Here is a 14595-nt window from a genome sequence, read left to right as displayed (position 1 = left end):
TCACCGTCACGGCGCGGATCGCGCTGTTGGCGATCGCGCTGGCGCTGATCTCGAACCTCGTGCTCGTCGCGTTCGTGTGGCGGCAGATACATGACGATGCGATCGATGCGTTGCGCCGCGATACGATCGAACAGTCGGACGCGCTTGTCTCGGTGTGGCGCTCGGGTGGGATGCCCGCTCTGTCGCGGGCGATCACCGAAGCGCGCGCGCCGGGGGATATGTCGCTGATCCTCGCCGTCGTCGATGGCGGGGGCGTGCGGCGGATCGGCGTTGGCCCACAGGATATCACACTGGCCGGCGCGCCCGAACCCACCACGTTCCGCATCGGTAAGCTCGGCGGCGCCCGGCCGTGGTCGGAGCGCGAGGCCGGCTATGCGGTACGGCGGGTCGGGGGGGATTTCCTCATCAGCGGACGCTTGCTCGACGATTGGGAGCAGGAGCAGCGCGGCATCGAACAGGCGATGGTGGCGGCGACGTTGCTGTCGCTCGCGCTTGGCATCCTGGTCGGGCTGGCGGTGACTCGCTATGTCGGCCACCGCCTCAATGAAGTGTCCGATGTGATCGAGGGCGTCGCCGCCGGCGACTTGACCCGCCGGGTGCAGGGTCTGGCTGGCGGCCAGGACGCTTTCGACCGGCTCGCCTCACGGCTCAACGCGATGCTCGACAAGCTCGAGCGCCTGATGACGGAATTGCGCGTCGTCACCGATGGTTTCGCACATGATCTGCGCTCACCGCTGGCGCGGTTACGTAGCAAGGCCGAGGCGGCGGTGCTCCACGGCGATCCCGAGCAGCGCGAGGCGGCAATGAGCGGCCTCCTCGTCGAGACCGATCTGGTGATGCGGATGCTGACCACGCTGATCGAGATCAGCCGTGCCGAGTCGCTCTCGCGCGACCGCTTCACCAGCGTCGATCCGGCGGCGCTGGTCGAGGAGATCGCCGAACTGTACGCGCCGGTGGTGGAGGATGCGGGCATGGCGTTCACCACCGTGATCGAAGGCGACGGCGCGCGCGTGATCCTTCACCGCGAACTGATGACGCAAGCGATCACCAATCTGATCGACAACGCCTTGCGGCATGCGGGGGCGGGTGGCGCGGTGACGCTGCGGCTGATACCGGACGAGGGCTGGCTGCGTTTCCAGGTCGAGGATCGCGGCCCGGGCATCGCCGAGGCCGATCGTGCGCAGGCGCTACGCCGTTTCGGGAGGCTCGATCGTGCGCGTACCACGCCCGGCGCGGGGCTGGGGATGGCGCTGGTCGAGGCGGTCGCGCGGCTGCATGGCGGGCGGCTGGAACTGGGTGACAATGCACCGGGGCTGATCGTCGCGATCGTCGTGCCGCTATAGCGACGGCGAGCCGCCTTGATCCGCTTGACAGCACGGGGCCGAGTCCTTACGTGCGCTTCTCTCCGACACACCGGCTACGGCGGCGCTCATGGCGCGCGCCGCAATCGTGCGTGTTGGAATAGGCAACGCGTTGAGATGGGGTATGCAGCCATGCAGGCCCTGTGGAGCAGGAGAACAGATTTCATGGCACGTATCGCGGGCGTCAACATCCCGACCAACAAGCGCGTGGTGATCGCGCTCACTTATATCCACGGTATCGGCAATACCAAGGCACAGCAAATCACCGCCAAGCTGGGCATCGCGCCGGAGCGCCGCGTTCAGGATCTCACCGATTCGGAAGTGCTGCAGATCCGCGAGACGATCGACGCCGATCTCACGGTCGAGGGCGATCTGCGCCGTCAGACCGCGATGAACATCAAGCGTCTGATGGACCTCGCCTGCTACCGCGGCCTGCGTCACCGCAAGGGCCTGCCGGTTCGCGGCCAGCGCACGCATACCAATGCGCGCACCCGCAAGGGCAAGGCGAAGCCGATCGCGGGCAAGAAGAAGTAATCAGTCCGGGGGACTGATTGAGCTTTTTCTCCGCCGGAGGCGCGCCGGGCGCTACCGCCCGCCGCCTTCCGTCTCAGGATATAGGAATAGGACGAAAAAATGGCACGCGAACCACAGCGCATCAAGCGCCGCGAGCGGAAGAACATCACGTCGGGCGTGGCCCATGTGAACGCCAGCTTCAATAACACCATGATCACGATCACCGATGCCCAGGGCAACGCGATTTCGTGGTCGTCGGCAGGCATGATGGGCTTCAAGGGCAGCCGCAAGTCGACTCCGTATGCGGCGCAGGTCGCAGCCGAAGACGCTGGCAAGAAGGCCGCCGAGCACGGCGTCCGCACGCTCGAGGTTGAGGTCAAGGGCCCCGGCTCGGGCCGCGAATCGGCTCTGCGCGCACTTCAGGCGGTCGGCTTCCAGATCACCTCGATCCGGGACGTCACCTCGATCCCGCACAACGGCGTTCGCCCCTCGAAGCGCCGCCGCGTCTGAATTCGTCTCGTCCGTGCGCGGTTGATCGCCGCCGGTCGCGGACGATTCGCCCAAGGCCGGAGTTGCCCTCCTGCTCCCGCCCAAAACCAAGGGGAAGCCCGTGTCCGTCAATGCTAAGAACTGGCAGGAATTGAAGAAGCCCAACGGCCTCGAAGTGAAGCCGGGCGGCGATGCCAAGCGCAAGGCGACCTTTGTTGCCGAACCGCTCGAGCGTGGCTTCGGCCTGACGCTCGGCAACGCGCTGCGTCGCGTGCTGCTGTCGTCGCTCCAGGGTGCCGCCGTCACCTCGATCAAGATCGAGAACGTCCTGCACGAATTCTCCTCGCTCGCCGGCGTGCGCGAGGACGTGACCGACATCGTCCTCAACGTGAAGCAGATCGCGCTTCGCATGCAGGGTGAGGGGCCGAAGCGCCTCCAGCTCTCGGCGACCGGTCCGACGACCGTCACGGCGGGCGACATCGCGGTTACGGGCGACATCGAGGTGATGAACCCCAAGCTCGTGCTGTGCCATCTCGACGACGGCGCGACGCTCAACATGGAACTCACCGCCGATGTCGGTAAGGGCTATGTCGCGGCGGTCGCAAACCGTCCGGCGGATGCGCCGATCGGGCTGATCCCGGTTGACGCATTGTATTCGCCGGTGCGTCAGGTGTCGTACAAGGTCGAGAACACCCGCGTTGGGCAGGAACTCGATTACGACAAGCTCACGCTGACGGTGGAGACCGACGGCACCGTCACTCCCGAGGACGCGGTCGGCTATGCCGGGCGCATTCTGCAGGACCAGTTGGCGCTGTTCGTCCACTTCGACGATTCGGCGATGACCCGTTCGGCACCGACCGGCGTTGCGGCCCCGGCTGCGACCAGCGAGGTTTCGGGCGATACCCAGCAGATCAACCGCTACCTGCTCAAGAAGGTCGACGAGCTCGAACTGTCGGTCCGTTCGGCCAACTGCCTCAAGAACGACAACATCATCTACATCGGCGATCTGGTCCAGAAGACCGAAGCCGAGATGCTGCGCACGCCGAACTTCGGCCGCAAGTCGCTCAACGAGATCAAGGAAGTGCTTTCGTCGATGGGTCTCCGTCTCGGTATGGAAATCCCCGGCTGGCCGCCCGAGAACATCGAAGAGATGGCGAAGAAGCTCGAGCAGGAAATCATGGGCTAAGTCGCACCGGGTTAGCGCAAGCTAACCCGGAGACGACATCAGCCCGGCTGGCGGTGCCGAAAAGCATCGTCGGGCGACGCGGCTTCGCCGCGGCGGGCCAAGTTACACAGCGGCCCCGGCCTTCGCCGGGGCGACGGATATCGGCCAGCGCACCGTCCTGGCCTGCTCTGGGGTACCTCACACGGCCCCTTAACGAACGAAAAGGATATACCAATGCGTCATCGTGTAGGCGGCCGTAAGCTTCAGCGGACCTCGGCCCACCGCATCGCGCTGTTCCGCAACATGTCGGCAGCGCTCATCAAGCATGAGCAGATCACCACCACCGTCGCCAAGGCGAAGGAACTGCGTCCCTACGTCGAGAAGCTCATCACGCTCGCCAAGAAGGGTGGTCTTTCGAACCGCCGTCTCGCGCACGCCCGGCTCCTCGACGACGCGCAGTTGGTGAAGCTGTTTGACGTGCTGGCCGATCGCTACGCCTCGCGCAACGGCGGCTACACCCGCATCGTCAAGGCCGGCATCCGCGCCTCGGACGCGTCGCCGATGGCGATCATCGAGTTCGTCGATCGCGACGTGTCGGCCAAGGGCCAGGATTCGGGTCCGGTGATGTCGGACGAGGATTACGAGGCCGCGTAATTTTCCGTTCGCCGCGAGCGAAGTCGAGGGGCAGGCTTTGTGCCTTGTATCTCGACGGCGCTCGACATGAACGGATTGAGACCAGGTTGAGAAAGGAGTCGCACCTGCTACGGTGCGGCTCCTTTTTTCGTTTCGGGAGGTGAGAATGCGTCGCGCCATGCCATTGATCGCGCTTGTTCTTTCCGCCCCCGCTCTCGCCCAGACCAGCAAGGCCCCGACCATGACCTATCCCGCCACCCCCCGCGTCGATCAGGTCGATGAGCAATTCGGCGTGAAAGTTTCCGATCCGTATCGCTGGCTCGAGAACGATGTCCGCACCGACGCGAAGGTGAAGGCATGGGTCGATGCGCAGACCGCGACCACCAGCGCCTATCTCGCCACGCTGCCCGGCCGCGACCTACTCGCCGCGCGGCTCAAGACGTTGCTCGATTACGAGCGGTTCGGCGTGCCGGTGAAGAAGGGCGGGCGCTACTTCTACACCCATAATGCCGGTTTGCAGAACCAGGCGGTGCTGTTCGTCCGCGACAGCCTGACGGGCACCGGCCGCGTGCTGATCGATCCGAACACATGGTCGAAGGACGGCGCGACCGCGCTGTCCGAATGGGTGCCGTCCGAGGATGGCGGCAAATTGCTCTACGGCGTGCAGGATGGCGGCACCGACTGGCGCACGCTCAGGATCCTCGATGTCGCCAACGGCACGTTGCTGCCCGATACGATCGAGTGGGTGAAGTTTTCCGGGCTTGCCTGGGCCAAGGATGGCTCAGGCTTCTATTATTCGCGCTTTCCGGCGCCACCCTCTGGCGAGAAATTCCAGGCGCTCAACGAGAACCAGAAGGTCTATTTCCACGCGCTCGGCACCCCGCAGACGAGCGACCGGCTGATCTACGAGACGCCCGATCATCCCAAGCGCGGCCACGGCGCGCAACTGACCGAGGACGGCAAGTGGCTGGTCATCACCACCACCGAAGGCACTGACAATCGCTACGAGATCACCGTTATCGACCTGACCGCGCCCAAGCCGACCCCGCGCACGATCTTCAAGGGGCTGGAAAACGAGTGGACGCTGGTCGGCAATCAGGGCGGTAATTTCTACTGGTCGACCAACAAGGACGCGCCGCGGTTGCGCATCGTCTCGACCAACCTCTTCGCGCGGTCGGCGGAAGTCCCGATCCACGAGGTCGTGCCCGAAGACAAGGGTGGTGCGGTGCTGGAGAGCGCGTCGATCCTCGGCGGCAAGATCGTCGCCGACTATCTGGTAGACGTGAAATCCGAAGTGCGCCGCTACGGCCTAGACGGTACGCCCACGGGCAAGGTCGCGTTGCCGGGCATCGGCGCCGTGGTGGGTGGCAGCGGCACGCAAGGCGACAGTGAGGCCTTCTACGCCTTCACCAGCTTCGCCACGCCGACAACGATTTACCGCTACGACGTGAAGACCGACACATCGACCATATGGGCACAGCCCAAGGTCGCGTTCGATCCTGCCGCTTACGCCGTCGAGCAGCGCTTCTACGCCTCGAAGGATGGCACCAGGGTGCCGATGTTCGTCGTGCGCCGCAAGGACGTGGCGGGGCCGGCGCCGACATTGCTCTATGCCTATGGCGGGTTCAACATCTCGGTGACGCCGGCCTTCTCGGCAACGCGGATCGCGTGGCTGGAGCAGGGCGGGGTGCTCGCGGTCGCCAACATTCGTGGCGGCGGCGAATATGGCAAGGCGTGGCATGATGGCGGTCGGCTCGCCAACAAGCAGAACGTGTTCGACGATTTCATCGCGGCCGGCGAGTATCTCAAGGCGCAAGGGATCACGTCGAAGGACGGTCTCGCCATTCAGGGCGGATCGAATGGCGGCCTGCTGGTCGGCGCGGTCACCAACCAGCGGCCCGATCTGTTCGCGGCGGCGATGCCGGCGGTCGGCGTGATGGATATGCTGCGCTTCGATCGGTTCACGGCGGGGCGCTACTGGGTCGACGATTACGGCTACCCCTCGAAGGAAGCCGATTTTCGCGCGCTTTATGCGTATTCACCCTATCACAACATCAAGGGTGGCCGTGCGTATCCCGCGATCCTCGCGGAGACCGCCGACACCGACGATCGCGTCGTGCCAGGGCACAGCTTCAAATATGCGGCGGCGTTGCAGGCGGCGGATATCGGGCCGAAGCCGCATCTCATCCGCATCGAGACTCGCGCCGGACACGGCAGCGGCAAACCGACAGACAAGGTGATCGCGGAAACCGCCGACGTATGGGCATTCGCGGCGAAGTGGACCGGGCTGGCGATCAAGCCGGTCGAATAGAACGAGCAGGGGCGCCATGGCGCCCCTGCCGATAGGTCAACGCGACGAGACCGCGGTCACGGTCTTGAGCGCTTGCCGTGCGACGGTATGCGACCAGATCGCGTCGCCGAAGCGCGTTTCCAGCATGACATTGTCGAGCGCGAGCGCGCGACGATAGTGGTTCATCGCCTCGCCGGGGCGGTCGGCGCGCAGATAGGCCTGTGCGAGTTCGATCGCGGTGCCGCCATCGTTCGGATTCACGAGGGTAACAGCTTCCAACGTCGAGACGCTGGGATTGGCGGGGGCGGCCACTGCCGGAACCGCCGACAGCGGCGCGGCGACAAGCAATGCGAGAGCAATCATTTTAGCCATGAGATCATCCTTCCATATCATCGCGTTTTTGCGATGTTACAGAATGATGACACATATGCGTCAGATATGTGAAATGGTTTTTTGTTACAGTCCATCTGGGCACGGCACAGGCTGGCGCGAAGCGGCACGAGCCGGTATCGGCTCGCCATGACACATCCCACCGATTCGATCCTCATCGTCGATTTTGGCAGCCAGGTGACTCAGCTCATCGCCCGGCGCGTGCGCGAGGCCGGCGTCTATAGCGAGATCGCGCCCTTCACGACCGCCGCCGAGGCGTTCGCGCGGATGCAGCCCAAGGGCGTGATCCTCTCGGGCAGTCCGGCCTCGGTACTGGACGACGGCAGCCCGCGCGTTCCGCCGGTGGTGTTCGAAAGCGGCGTGCCGGTACTCGGTATCTGCTACGGCCAGCAGGTGATGATGCAGCAGCTCGGCGGGCAGGTCGTGCTCGGCGAGTCGGGTGAATTCGGGCAGGCGTTCATCGAGATCCAGGACGATTGCGTGCTGTTCGACGGGCTATGGGCGCCGCAGGAGCGCCATCAGGTCTGGATGAGCCACGGCGACAAGGTGATCGACCTCGCGCCCGGCTTCCGCCCGGTCGCGGTCAGCCCCGGTTCGCCGTTCGCGGTCGTCGCCGACGATGCGCGCCGCTATTACGCGACACAGTTCCATCCCGAGGTGGTCCACACGCCCGACGGCGCCAAATTCCTCGCCAATTTCGTCCGCCACGTCTGTGGACTCTCCGGCGAATGGACGATGGCCGAGTTCCGCGCCGCCAAAATCGCCGACATCCGCAAGCAAGTGGGCAAGGGTCGGGTGATTTGCGGCCTGTCGGGCGGCGTCGACTCGGCGGTGGCGGCGGTGCTGATCCACGAGGCGATCGGCGAGCAGCTCACCTGCGTGTTCGTCGATCACGGGCTGATGCGCAGCGGCGAGGCCGATCAGGTCGTCAGCCTGTTCCGCAACTCGTACAACATCCCGCTCGTCCATGTGAACGCCGAGGCGACTTTCCTCGCGGGCCTCGCCGGCGTCACCGAACCGGAGAAGAAGCGCAAGTTCATCGGCGCGGCGTTCATCGATCTGTTCGAGGCCGAGGCGAAGAAGGTCGGCGGCGCCGATTTCCTCGCGCAGGGCACGCTCTATCCCGACGTGATCGAGAGCGTCAGCTTCACCGGCGGCCCCTCGGTGACGATCAAGAGCCACCACAACGTCGGCGGCCTGCCCGAACGCATGAACATGCAACTCGTCGAGCCATTGCGCGAATTGTTCAAGGACGAGGTCCGCGCGCTCGGCCGTGAACTCGGGCTTCCCGAAGCCTTCGTCGGACGGCATCCGTTCCCCGGCCCGGGCCTCGCGATCCGCATCCCCGGCGAGGTGACCAAGGAGCGCTGCGACATCCTACGCAAGGCCGATTCGATCTACCTCGAGGAGATTCGCACGGCCGGGCTGTACGACGCGATCTGGCAGGCATTCGCGGTGCTGCTGCCGGTGCGCAGCGTCGGCGTGATGGGCGACGGCCGCACCTATGACAACGTGCTGGCGCTTCGCGCCGTCACCTCGACCGACGGCATGACCGCGCAGGCGTTCGAATTCCCCGGCGGCTTCCTCGCGCGCGTCTCCACCCGCATCGTCAACGAGGTTCGCGGCATCAACCGCGTGACCTACGACTATACGAGCAAGCCGCCGGGCACGATCGAATGGGAATGATTTTTACCCCTCCAGAGGGGGGCGAGACTACGCCAGAATACGACGTAAGTGCCTGACAAAACTAATTTGAGCTGGCCGATAGCCTAGGGTACGTCGACAACCGCAGCGATTGGCGCCGCGCAAGAGAGATTGCGGTCAGCGCTGCGCCGAACCTGAGCGCTTTGTGCAAGTCCTTTCTTCAAGGCGCCGAGCTTTGGAACTCGTGCCTCTGGATGCGGGGCAATCATAGCTGCAGTCCAAGCGGTCTCGTGGCGCGCCTCGGTATCGGCGATCGTCATCGGTGTTGGTTCGCCCTCCGGCATACCGCAACGACGGTTTCACGAAGCCAGCGATGCGCCGGATCGGCGTCCAGTCGGGGATGCCACATCGCCGAGATCACGATTTCCGGCGTTCGAACCGGAAGCTCGAAGCTCTGAAGTCCGACTGTGTCTGCCAGGTCGCTATCGAAGCCAATGCCAAAGCACGACCGCGGCACAAGCCCGACCAAATCCGTCTGACGAGCGATCCTCATGGCGTCGGGAAATCCCGGCACGACACACGTCACGATGCGGCTTAGCCCAAGCTCTTCGAGCGCGTTGTCGACGGGGCCGCTAAATTCACCTCGCCGTGAAGCAACGACATGATTGCACGCCGCATATCGTTCGATCGTGATGTTCGTGTCCGCAAGAAGCGGATGCCCGATCCGGGCTACGCCGACAAAATTGTCTCGAAACAAGGCCTGTGTGCGTACCTCGGGCGCGAAGGGACCGAGCACCCCGATCTCCAGATCAATCTGCCCCTCCCGGAGCGGGCGCGCGCCCTTTTCGGGTTTTGGCGCGAACCGCAGGCGGACACGCGGCGCAGCCGTCGCAATCGCAGTGACCAAAGCGGCGGAAAGACCTGCGACAAACCCTTCGCTAGCCCGAATGGTGAAGGTCCGCTCAAGCATAGCGATGTCCACCTGATCCACGCGCGGGCGGAGGACCGCGAGGACCTCCCGGCTAAGCGTGTGAACGCGTTCGCCGAGCTCGGCGGCGTAGGGTGTCGCCACAAGTCCGCGTCCCGCCCGCACGAGCAGAGGGTCCCCGGTCGCCGAGCGCAGGCGCGCCAGCGTCCGGCTCATGGCGGAAGGACTCAGGCCGAGACGCCGAGCCGCACCCGTCACGCTTCCCTCAGAAAGCAGTGCGTCCAGAGCTGATAAAAGGTTCAAGTCCACGTGGTCCATAACCGAACCTACACCATTATGCCGGTTCTGGCATGGCGTATGATGCAACCATATAGTGTGTTCGATGCGTCTGCCGGCATGACCGCAACACCGCTATCACTGACGTATGAGAGCCCGCTCGCCTCATCTGTTTTATGTACGGGCTGCGAAAGGCGTTACCAATGTCTGATATTCTGCTGATCGGCGCATCGCGGGGGCTAGGTCTCGCGATGGCCTCCGAATTCGTGAACAGGGGCTGGAACGTCACTGGAACAGTGCGAGGCGATGCCAGAACCGCGTTGCACGAATTGGCGGACAAGCAGCCGGGCTGGATAACGATCGAGTGCCTGGACATCACAGCGCCGGATCAGATCGAGTCCCTGCGAAAACGTCTCACCGACCGCTTCGATGTCCTGTTCGTCAATGCTGGAATTGCGGACACGGACCCGAACGTCCCTGCCGGACAGGGTGTCCACCGACGTCTTCAATCGTGTCATGGTCACGAACGCGCTTAGTCCGATGCATGTCATCGAAGGCCTGCAGGGGCTCGTGGCCGCGGACGGGCTTATCGGTGTCATGTCGTCAGGGCAGGGGAGCCTCGGCAACAACATAAGAGGCGGAAACGACGTCTATCGTGCCAGCAAGGCGGCCTTGAACCAGCTCATGCGGTGCCATGCCGCGCGTCATGCCGACGATGCGCGCGCCTTCGTGCTGATGGCGCCGGGTTGGATCCGCACCGCCCTGGGCGGTTCTAACGCACCTTTCAGTGTCGAAGAGGCCGTGCCGAAGGTCGTCGAGGTCCTTCTCGCCCAAAGGGGCAGGCCCGGCCTGCAATTTCTCGACCGCGAGGGGCAACCCGTCCCGTGGTGAACCGTCGCTTTGCTTCAGCCCGATGAAATCAGGAGACACTCATGCCGACGCAACCCATTCGAACGGTGCCAAACCCATGGCGGAACGTCTTGCCGGCAGGAGCGCCCGGTTCCTCACAAGGGACGCCCTATTCCTTCTGGGTGAAGCAGGGCGATCCGAAGAAGCTCGCCGTGATCTTCGCCGGTGGCGGGGCATGCTGGACGGGCGAAAACTGCGCCTTGCATTGCCGCCCGCACTATCGGGCGTTCGCGGGCCTCGAGCTCGATCCGACCGACCTGGGCGGGATCTTCGACACCGACAATCCCGAAAACCCGCTTGCCGACTACACCGTGGCCTACCTTCCCACGGCCAACGGGGACGTCTTCCTGGGCGACGCGACGCCCGTTTACGACACGCCCGCGATGAACGGCCACCCGGCAGGCGAGGTCACGATCCTGCATAAGGGCTTCGACAACGCCATGCTGGCCCTCGACTGGATGTTCAAAACCTACGCCCAACCGGACACCGTCGCGGTGATGGGCTGGAGCGCAGGTGCGCTCGCCTCGCCCCTGTTCACGCACATCGTCGCCCGGCAGTATCCCGCTGCCAAGGTCACGCATTTCGCCGACGGCGGCGGCGCCTATCACTTACGCGAGAAGCTCGCCCCGCTTTTCAAATCTTGGGGGACGGAAAACGTCCTGAAGCGCGTCGAGGGCTTCGAGGATGTGCCGATCGACGGGCTGACCATCGAGGATCTCTATGTCCGCGCGGCCGAGCTCCACCCCGACATCGTCTTTCATCAGTACAATGAACGACACGATGCCGTGCAAGCGATGTTCATGCAGATGATTGGCGACAGGAAGCCCGACGTTCCCGCGAAGCTGGACGAGGCGCACGCCTATATCCGCACGCGCATCGCCAACTTCCGCAGCTATACCAGCTGGGGGCACGACGAAGCGATCATCGGCGGATACTATGACGCCGTTCTGGCGAAGAACGCGCTGGACAATCGCGGACGCCCACATGTGCTGGATCGGCTTTACACGCGGCAATCCAACGGCGTTCGATTCCTCAACTGGTTTGCGGCGGCCATAACGGGCGAGCCGGTAGAGGATGTGGCTTGCGTGGACTGCGAAACTCCCGAATATCATTGGAAGCGCCCCGCATTTCCCCAATAAAACGTCCACAATTCGTTTCATTGTCGCGCTCGGCTGCGGGGCAACACGCTGCACAAGGGTACGTTCCCACGACGACGATCAGACCTGCCGCATACCCTCGTCGACGTACTGTTCGACTCCGGCAATGTAGCTCGCTTCGTCGCTCAGGAGGAAGAGGGCGGCTGCGGCGACCTCGGCGGGCGTGCCATGCGACCAAGCGGGACCGGCGCGATCAAGACCGCCCGCACGGCCTCGGGCACGCGCGCCATCATCGCGGTGTCGGTTGGCCCAGGTGCGGCGACGTTGACGCGGATGCCGTGCGGCACGAGTTCCGCGGCCCAGGTGCCGCGCATAGGAACGCAGGGCGGCCTCGGTCGCGGCATACGTGCCGTAGGAGGCGATCCCCCGCCGAGCCCGCGATCGACCCGATCAGCACCACCGGCCGCCCGTCGCGCTGCCTGCAATCCGAACACCGAGCCCCGACAATGCTCGAATTCGGATCATAGCACGTAGCGCCAGCACGGCCGCGAACGTGCAAACGTCAAATCGCCGGGGCGTCCGGCGCGCTTGCGCGCAGCGCGGCCAGATCGGCCTGCTCACCGAAGATGCCCCAATTCTCTTCCGCAACCTCGTGGATGACGACATACACCGGCGCGACCGACGTTCCGCCTGGGCGTCGATCCAGGATGGCGGTTGCACCTTCGATGAGCTTGCGCTTGCCGGCAGTGTCGAGGCCACCGGCCAGGACATATATCTGGAGCGTTACGACGGGCAGCCGGGCAGGTTTGTCGCCCATGAACACGGCATCGGCCGCATAGTCGGCGAAGTAGGTCCATACGGTGCTGCACACCATCGGCGAGGACGGCAGCGCCTCGCAATCGAGGCCCAGCGCCATCAAGGCACCGGCGACCCGCTGCCGATCGGCGGCGTCGAACGTGCCGGCTGGCGCGTGGATGATAAGCTTCGGCATGGTGCTGCTTTCGGAATGCGAGGGGCGCCATGCGCCCCGCCGCGACTTGGGCGTCAGATGGTCTGGCCGCCCGACACCTCGATGCGCTGGCCGTTGACCCAGCGATTGTCGGGGCCGAGCAGGCTCGCCACCATCGGCCCGATATCGTCGGGCAGGCCGACACGGCCAAGCGCGGTCATGCCGGCGAACGCCGTGTTGTAGTCGGGGATGTCGCGCACCGCGCCGCCGAAAAAGTCGGTCTCGATCGCGCCGGGGGCGACCGTATTGGCGGTGATGCCCCGCGCGCCGAGCTCCTTCGCCATGTAGACGGTGAGGATTTCGACCGCGCCCTTCGCCGCCGAATAGGCTGAGAAGCCGGGGAACGATATGCGGGTCAGGCCGGACGAGAAGTTGATGATGCGCCCGCCATCGGCGAGAACCGGCAGCAGCGCCTGCGTCACAAAGAACACGCCTTTCACATGGACGTTGAACAGTGTGTCGAACTGCGACTCGGTGGTGGCGGCAAAGTCCGCCATTTCGCCGTGCCCCGCGTTGTTGACGAGGTGGTCGATCGTATCGCGGCCGAAGGTGCCGGCCAACGCAGCGCGGACGCCTTCCACGAACGTCGGGAAGGTCGATATTTCTCCGGTGTCGAGCTGCAACGCCACCGCCTTGCGGCCCAGCGCCTCGATCTCGGCAACGACGGCATCGGCGCCTTCCTTGCCGCTGCGATAGGTCAGGATCACGTCGCCGCCATGGCGAGCGATGCTGATCGCGGTGTTGCGGCCGAGGCCGCGGCTGCCGCCGGTAACGAGAGAGATTGTGGTCATGGATGCCTCCGGTTTGGGTTACCGGCAATATGCATCGAACCGCATTGGCGGTGTTGCGCGATCATGCGTAAAACTTGCCCAATCATCCAAACACGTTGTGGCATCGCCGCGCCTTCCGTATTGGATGCCCATGACGGATCAGCTTCTCGACCATGCCCGGCGCTATGCCGATGTCCATGCAGATCGGTCCGGGGTTGCGGCGACTCCGGTCGAGGGGTTGGTGATCCTGCGTGAGACGGCACCGACCTTGCTGCAATACGCCGTGTCCAAGCCGCTGGTTGCGCTGGTGTTGCAAGGCGGCAAGCGCGTGACGATGGGCAGCCGCACCTTCGACTTCGGCGCGGGTGACTCCCTCCTTATCACCACCGACGTGCCTACGGTGAGCCAGATCACGACCGCCAGTCGGGCCTTGCCTTATTATTCACTCGTTCTCGAGCTTGACGCCACCATCATCGCCAGTCTGGTGAGCCAGATCGGCGCGGCGCCGTTTGAGGCGGATCAGCCGGTGCGGGTCGATCCGACCGAGGCGGAGGTTGCCGATGCCGCCCTACGTCTGCTCCGTCTGCTCGACCGTCCCGACGCGCTCGCAGTGCTGGGGCCGCAGCTTAGCCGGGAGCTGCACTATTGGCTGCTCAGCGGGCGGCATGGAGGCGCGATCCGTGCGCTGGGCGTCACAGACAGCCACGCGCAGCGCGTTGCGCGCGCCGTCGCCGTACTTCGCAAGCGCTATGCCGAACCCATCAAGGTCGAGGCTCTGGCCGAAGCGGCGGGGATGAGTCTGTCCGCCTTCCACATGCATTTCCGCAGCATCACGTCGCTGTCGCCGCTGCAATTCCAGAAGCAGCTCCGGCTGATCGAGGCCCGGCGTCGGATGCTCGCGCAAGGTGAGACGATCAGCGACGCCGCCTACGGCGTGGGGTATGAGAGCGTGCCGCAGTTCACGCGGGAATATGGCCGCATGTTCGGGCAGCCTCCCGCCCGCGATGTTCGACAGGCGCGGGCGCAGGTCAACGCTGCCGCATAGTCAGTACCAGACAACCAAGCGAGGCGGGTATCGGCCGCAGGAGTCGATAGCTGCCGTCCTGAAAACGCTATCGGGA

15 protein-coding genes and 1 pseudogene are annotated in these 14595 nt (G+C 64.6%); 11 read left to right on the top strand and 5 right to left on the bottom strand.

What is annotated here, in order from left to right; all coding sequences use genetic code 11:
* The first annotated feature begins 26 nt into the window (after positions 1–26).
* The 6 genes from J0A91_RS22665 (at position 27) to J0A91_RS22640 (ending at position 6472) form a co-directional block, all read left to right on the top strand.
* The gene (locus J0A91_RS22665) at positions 27–1343 is read left to right on the top strand and encodes a sensor histidine kinase (RefSeq protein ID WP_240502132.1); all 1317 of its coding nucleotides are present in this window, start codon (positions 27–29) and stop codon (positions 1341–1343) included.
* Positions 1344–1526: 183 nt separating this feature from the next.
* Positions 1527–1895 (top strand): 30S ribosomal protein S13, encoded by a 369-nt coding sequence (gene rpsM, locus J0A91_RS22660; RefSeq protein ID WP_069206790.1) that lies wholly within the window; start codon positions 1527–1529, stop codon positions 1893–1895.
* A 99-nt stretch (positions 1896–1994) separates the two neighbouring features.
* Positions 1995–2384: a 30S ribosomal protein S11 gene (rpsK, locus tag J0A91_RS22655; RefSeq protein WP_034161671.1), complete on the top strand. Its 390-nt coding sequence runs from the start codon at positions 1995–1997 to the stop codon at positions 2382–2384.
* 100 nt (positions 2385–2484) lie between these two features.
* Positions 2485–3549 carry a DNA-directed RNA polymerase subunit alpha gene (locus J0A91_RS22650; RefSeq protein ID WP_069206789.1) on the top strand — a complete coding sequence of 355 codons (1065 nt, stop codon included), beginning with the start codon at positions 2485–2487 and terminating at the stop codon, positions 3547–3549.
* 213 nt (positions 3550–3762) lie between these two features.
* Entirely contained in the window at positions 3763–4182 is a 420-nt protein-coding gene (gene rplQ, locus J0A91_RS22645) for a 50S ribosomal protein L17 (protein WP_069206788.1), read from the top strand.
* Positions 4183–4327: 145 nt separating this feature from the next.
* Complete coding sequence (locus J0A91_RS22640; protein ID WP_069206787.1) at positions 4328–6472, top strand: prolyl oligopeptidase family serine peptidase; 2145 nt, start codon at positions 4328–4330, stop codon at positions 6470–6472.
* 36 nt (positions 6473–6508) lie between these two features.
* Here J0A91_RS22640 and J0A91_RS22635 read toward each other — a convergent pair whose 3' ends face one another.
* Entirely contained in the window at positions 6509–6823 is a 315-nt protein-coding gene (locus tag J0A91_RS22635; protein ID WP_240502131.1) for a tetratricopeptide repeat protein, read from the bottom strand.
* Positions 6824–6970: 147 nt separating this feature from the next.
* On the opposite strand from J0A91_RS22635, the gene guaA reads away from it, so the two are divergent.
* On the top strand, positions 6971–8527 hold the full coding sequence (guaA, locus tag J0A91_RS22630) for a glutamine-hydrolyzing GMP synthase (RefSeq protein ID WP_069206786.1): 1557 nt from the start codon (positions 6971–6973) through the stop codon (positions 8525–8527).
* A gap of 274 nt (positions 8528–8801) precedes the next feature.
* On the opposite strand, the gene J0A91_RS22625 is transcribed toward guaA, so the two are convergent.
* Positions 8802–9731, bottom strand: coding sequence for a LysR family transcriptional regulator (locus J0A91_RS22625; RefSeq protein WP_069206785.1), 930 nt, complete (start codon positions 9729–9731; stop codon positions 8802–8804).
* Between the two features lie 161 nt (positions 9732–9892).
* Between J0A91_RS22625 and J0A91_RS25100 the strand changes: the two genes are divergently transcribed.
* The 3 genes from J0A91_RS25100 to J0A91_RS22615 are packed head-to-tail and all read left to right on the top strand — an operon-like array spanning position 9893 to position 11737.
* Entirely contained in the window at positions 9893–10225 is a 333-nt protein-coding gene (locus J0A91_RS25100) for an SDR family NAD(P)-dependent oxidoreductase (protein WP_276204597.1), read from the top strand.
* Positions 10179–10580: an SDR family oxidoreductase gene (locus J0A91_RS25095; protein ID WP_276204596.1), complete on the top strand. Its 402-nt coding sequence runs from the start codon at positions 10179–10181 to the stop codon at positions 10578–10580. Before J0A91_RS25100 ends, J0A91_RS25095 begins: the two co-directional genes overlap by 47 nt.
* 41 nt (positions 10581–10621) lie before the next feature.
* Positions 10622–11737 (top strand): hypothetical protein, encoded by a 1116-nt coding sequence (locus J0A91_RS22615; RefSeq protein WP_150127030.1) that lies wholly within the window; start codon positions 10622–10624, stop codon positions 11735–11737.
* Positions 11738–11815: 78 nt separating this feature from the next.
* Here the strand turns inward: J0A91_RS22615 and J0A91_RS25295 are convergent.
* The 3 genes and pseudogenes from J0A91_RS25295 to J0A91_RS22600 form a co-directional block, all read right to left on the bottom strand.
* Positions 11816–12069, bottom strand: a pseudogene (locus tag J0A91_RS25295) (SDR family oxidoreductase).
* A gap of 188 nt (positions 12070–12257) precedes the next feature.
* Positions 12258–12686 (bottom strand): tautomerase family protein, encoded by a 429-nt coding sequence (locus J0A91_RS22605; protein WP_069206783.1) that lies wholly within the window; start codon positions 12684–12686, stop codon positions 12258–12260.
* Positions 12687–12739: 53 nt separating this feature from the next.
* Entirely contained in the window at positions 12740–13495 is a 756-nt protein-coding gene (locus tag J0A91_RS22600; RefSeq protein ID WP_069206782.1) for an SDR family NAD(P)-dependent oxidoreductase, read from the bottom strand.
* 130 nt (positions 13496–13625) lie between these two features.
* Here J0A91_RS22600 and J0A91_RS22595 point away from each other — a divergent pair, with 130 nt between their 5' ends.
* The gene (locus J0A91_RS22595) at positions 13626–14519 is read left to right on the top strand and encodes an AraC family transcriptional regulator (protein WP_069206781.1); all 894 of its coding nucleotides are present in this window, start codon (positions 13626–13628) and stop codon (positions 14517–14519) included.
* The last annotated feature ends 76 nt before the right edge of the window (positions 14520–14595 follow it).

The sequence above is a fragment of the Sphingomonas panacis genome (assembly GCF_001717955.1).
Taxonomy (GTDB): domain Bacteria; phylum Pseudomonadota; class Alphaproteobacteria; order Sphingomonadales; family Sphingomonadaceae; genus Sphingomonas; species Sphingomonas panacis.
This window is presented reverse-complemented; position numbering and strand designations above follow the sequence as displayed.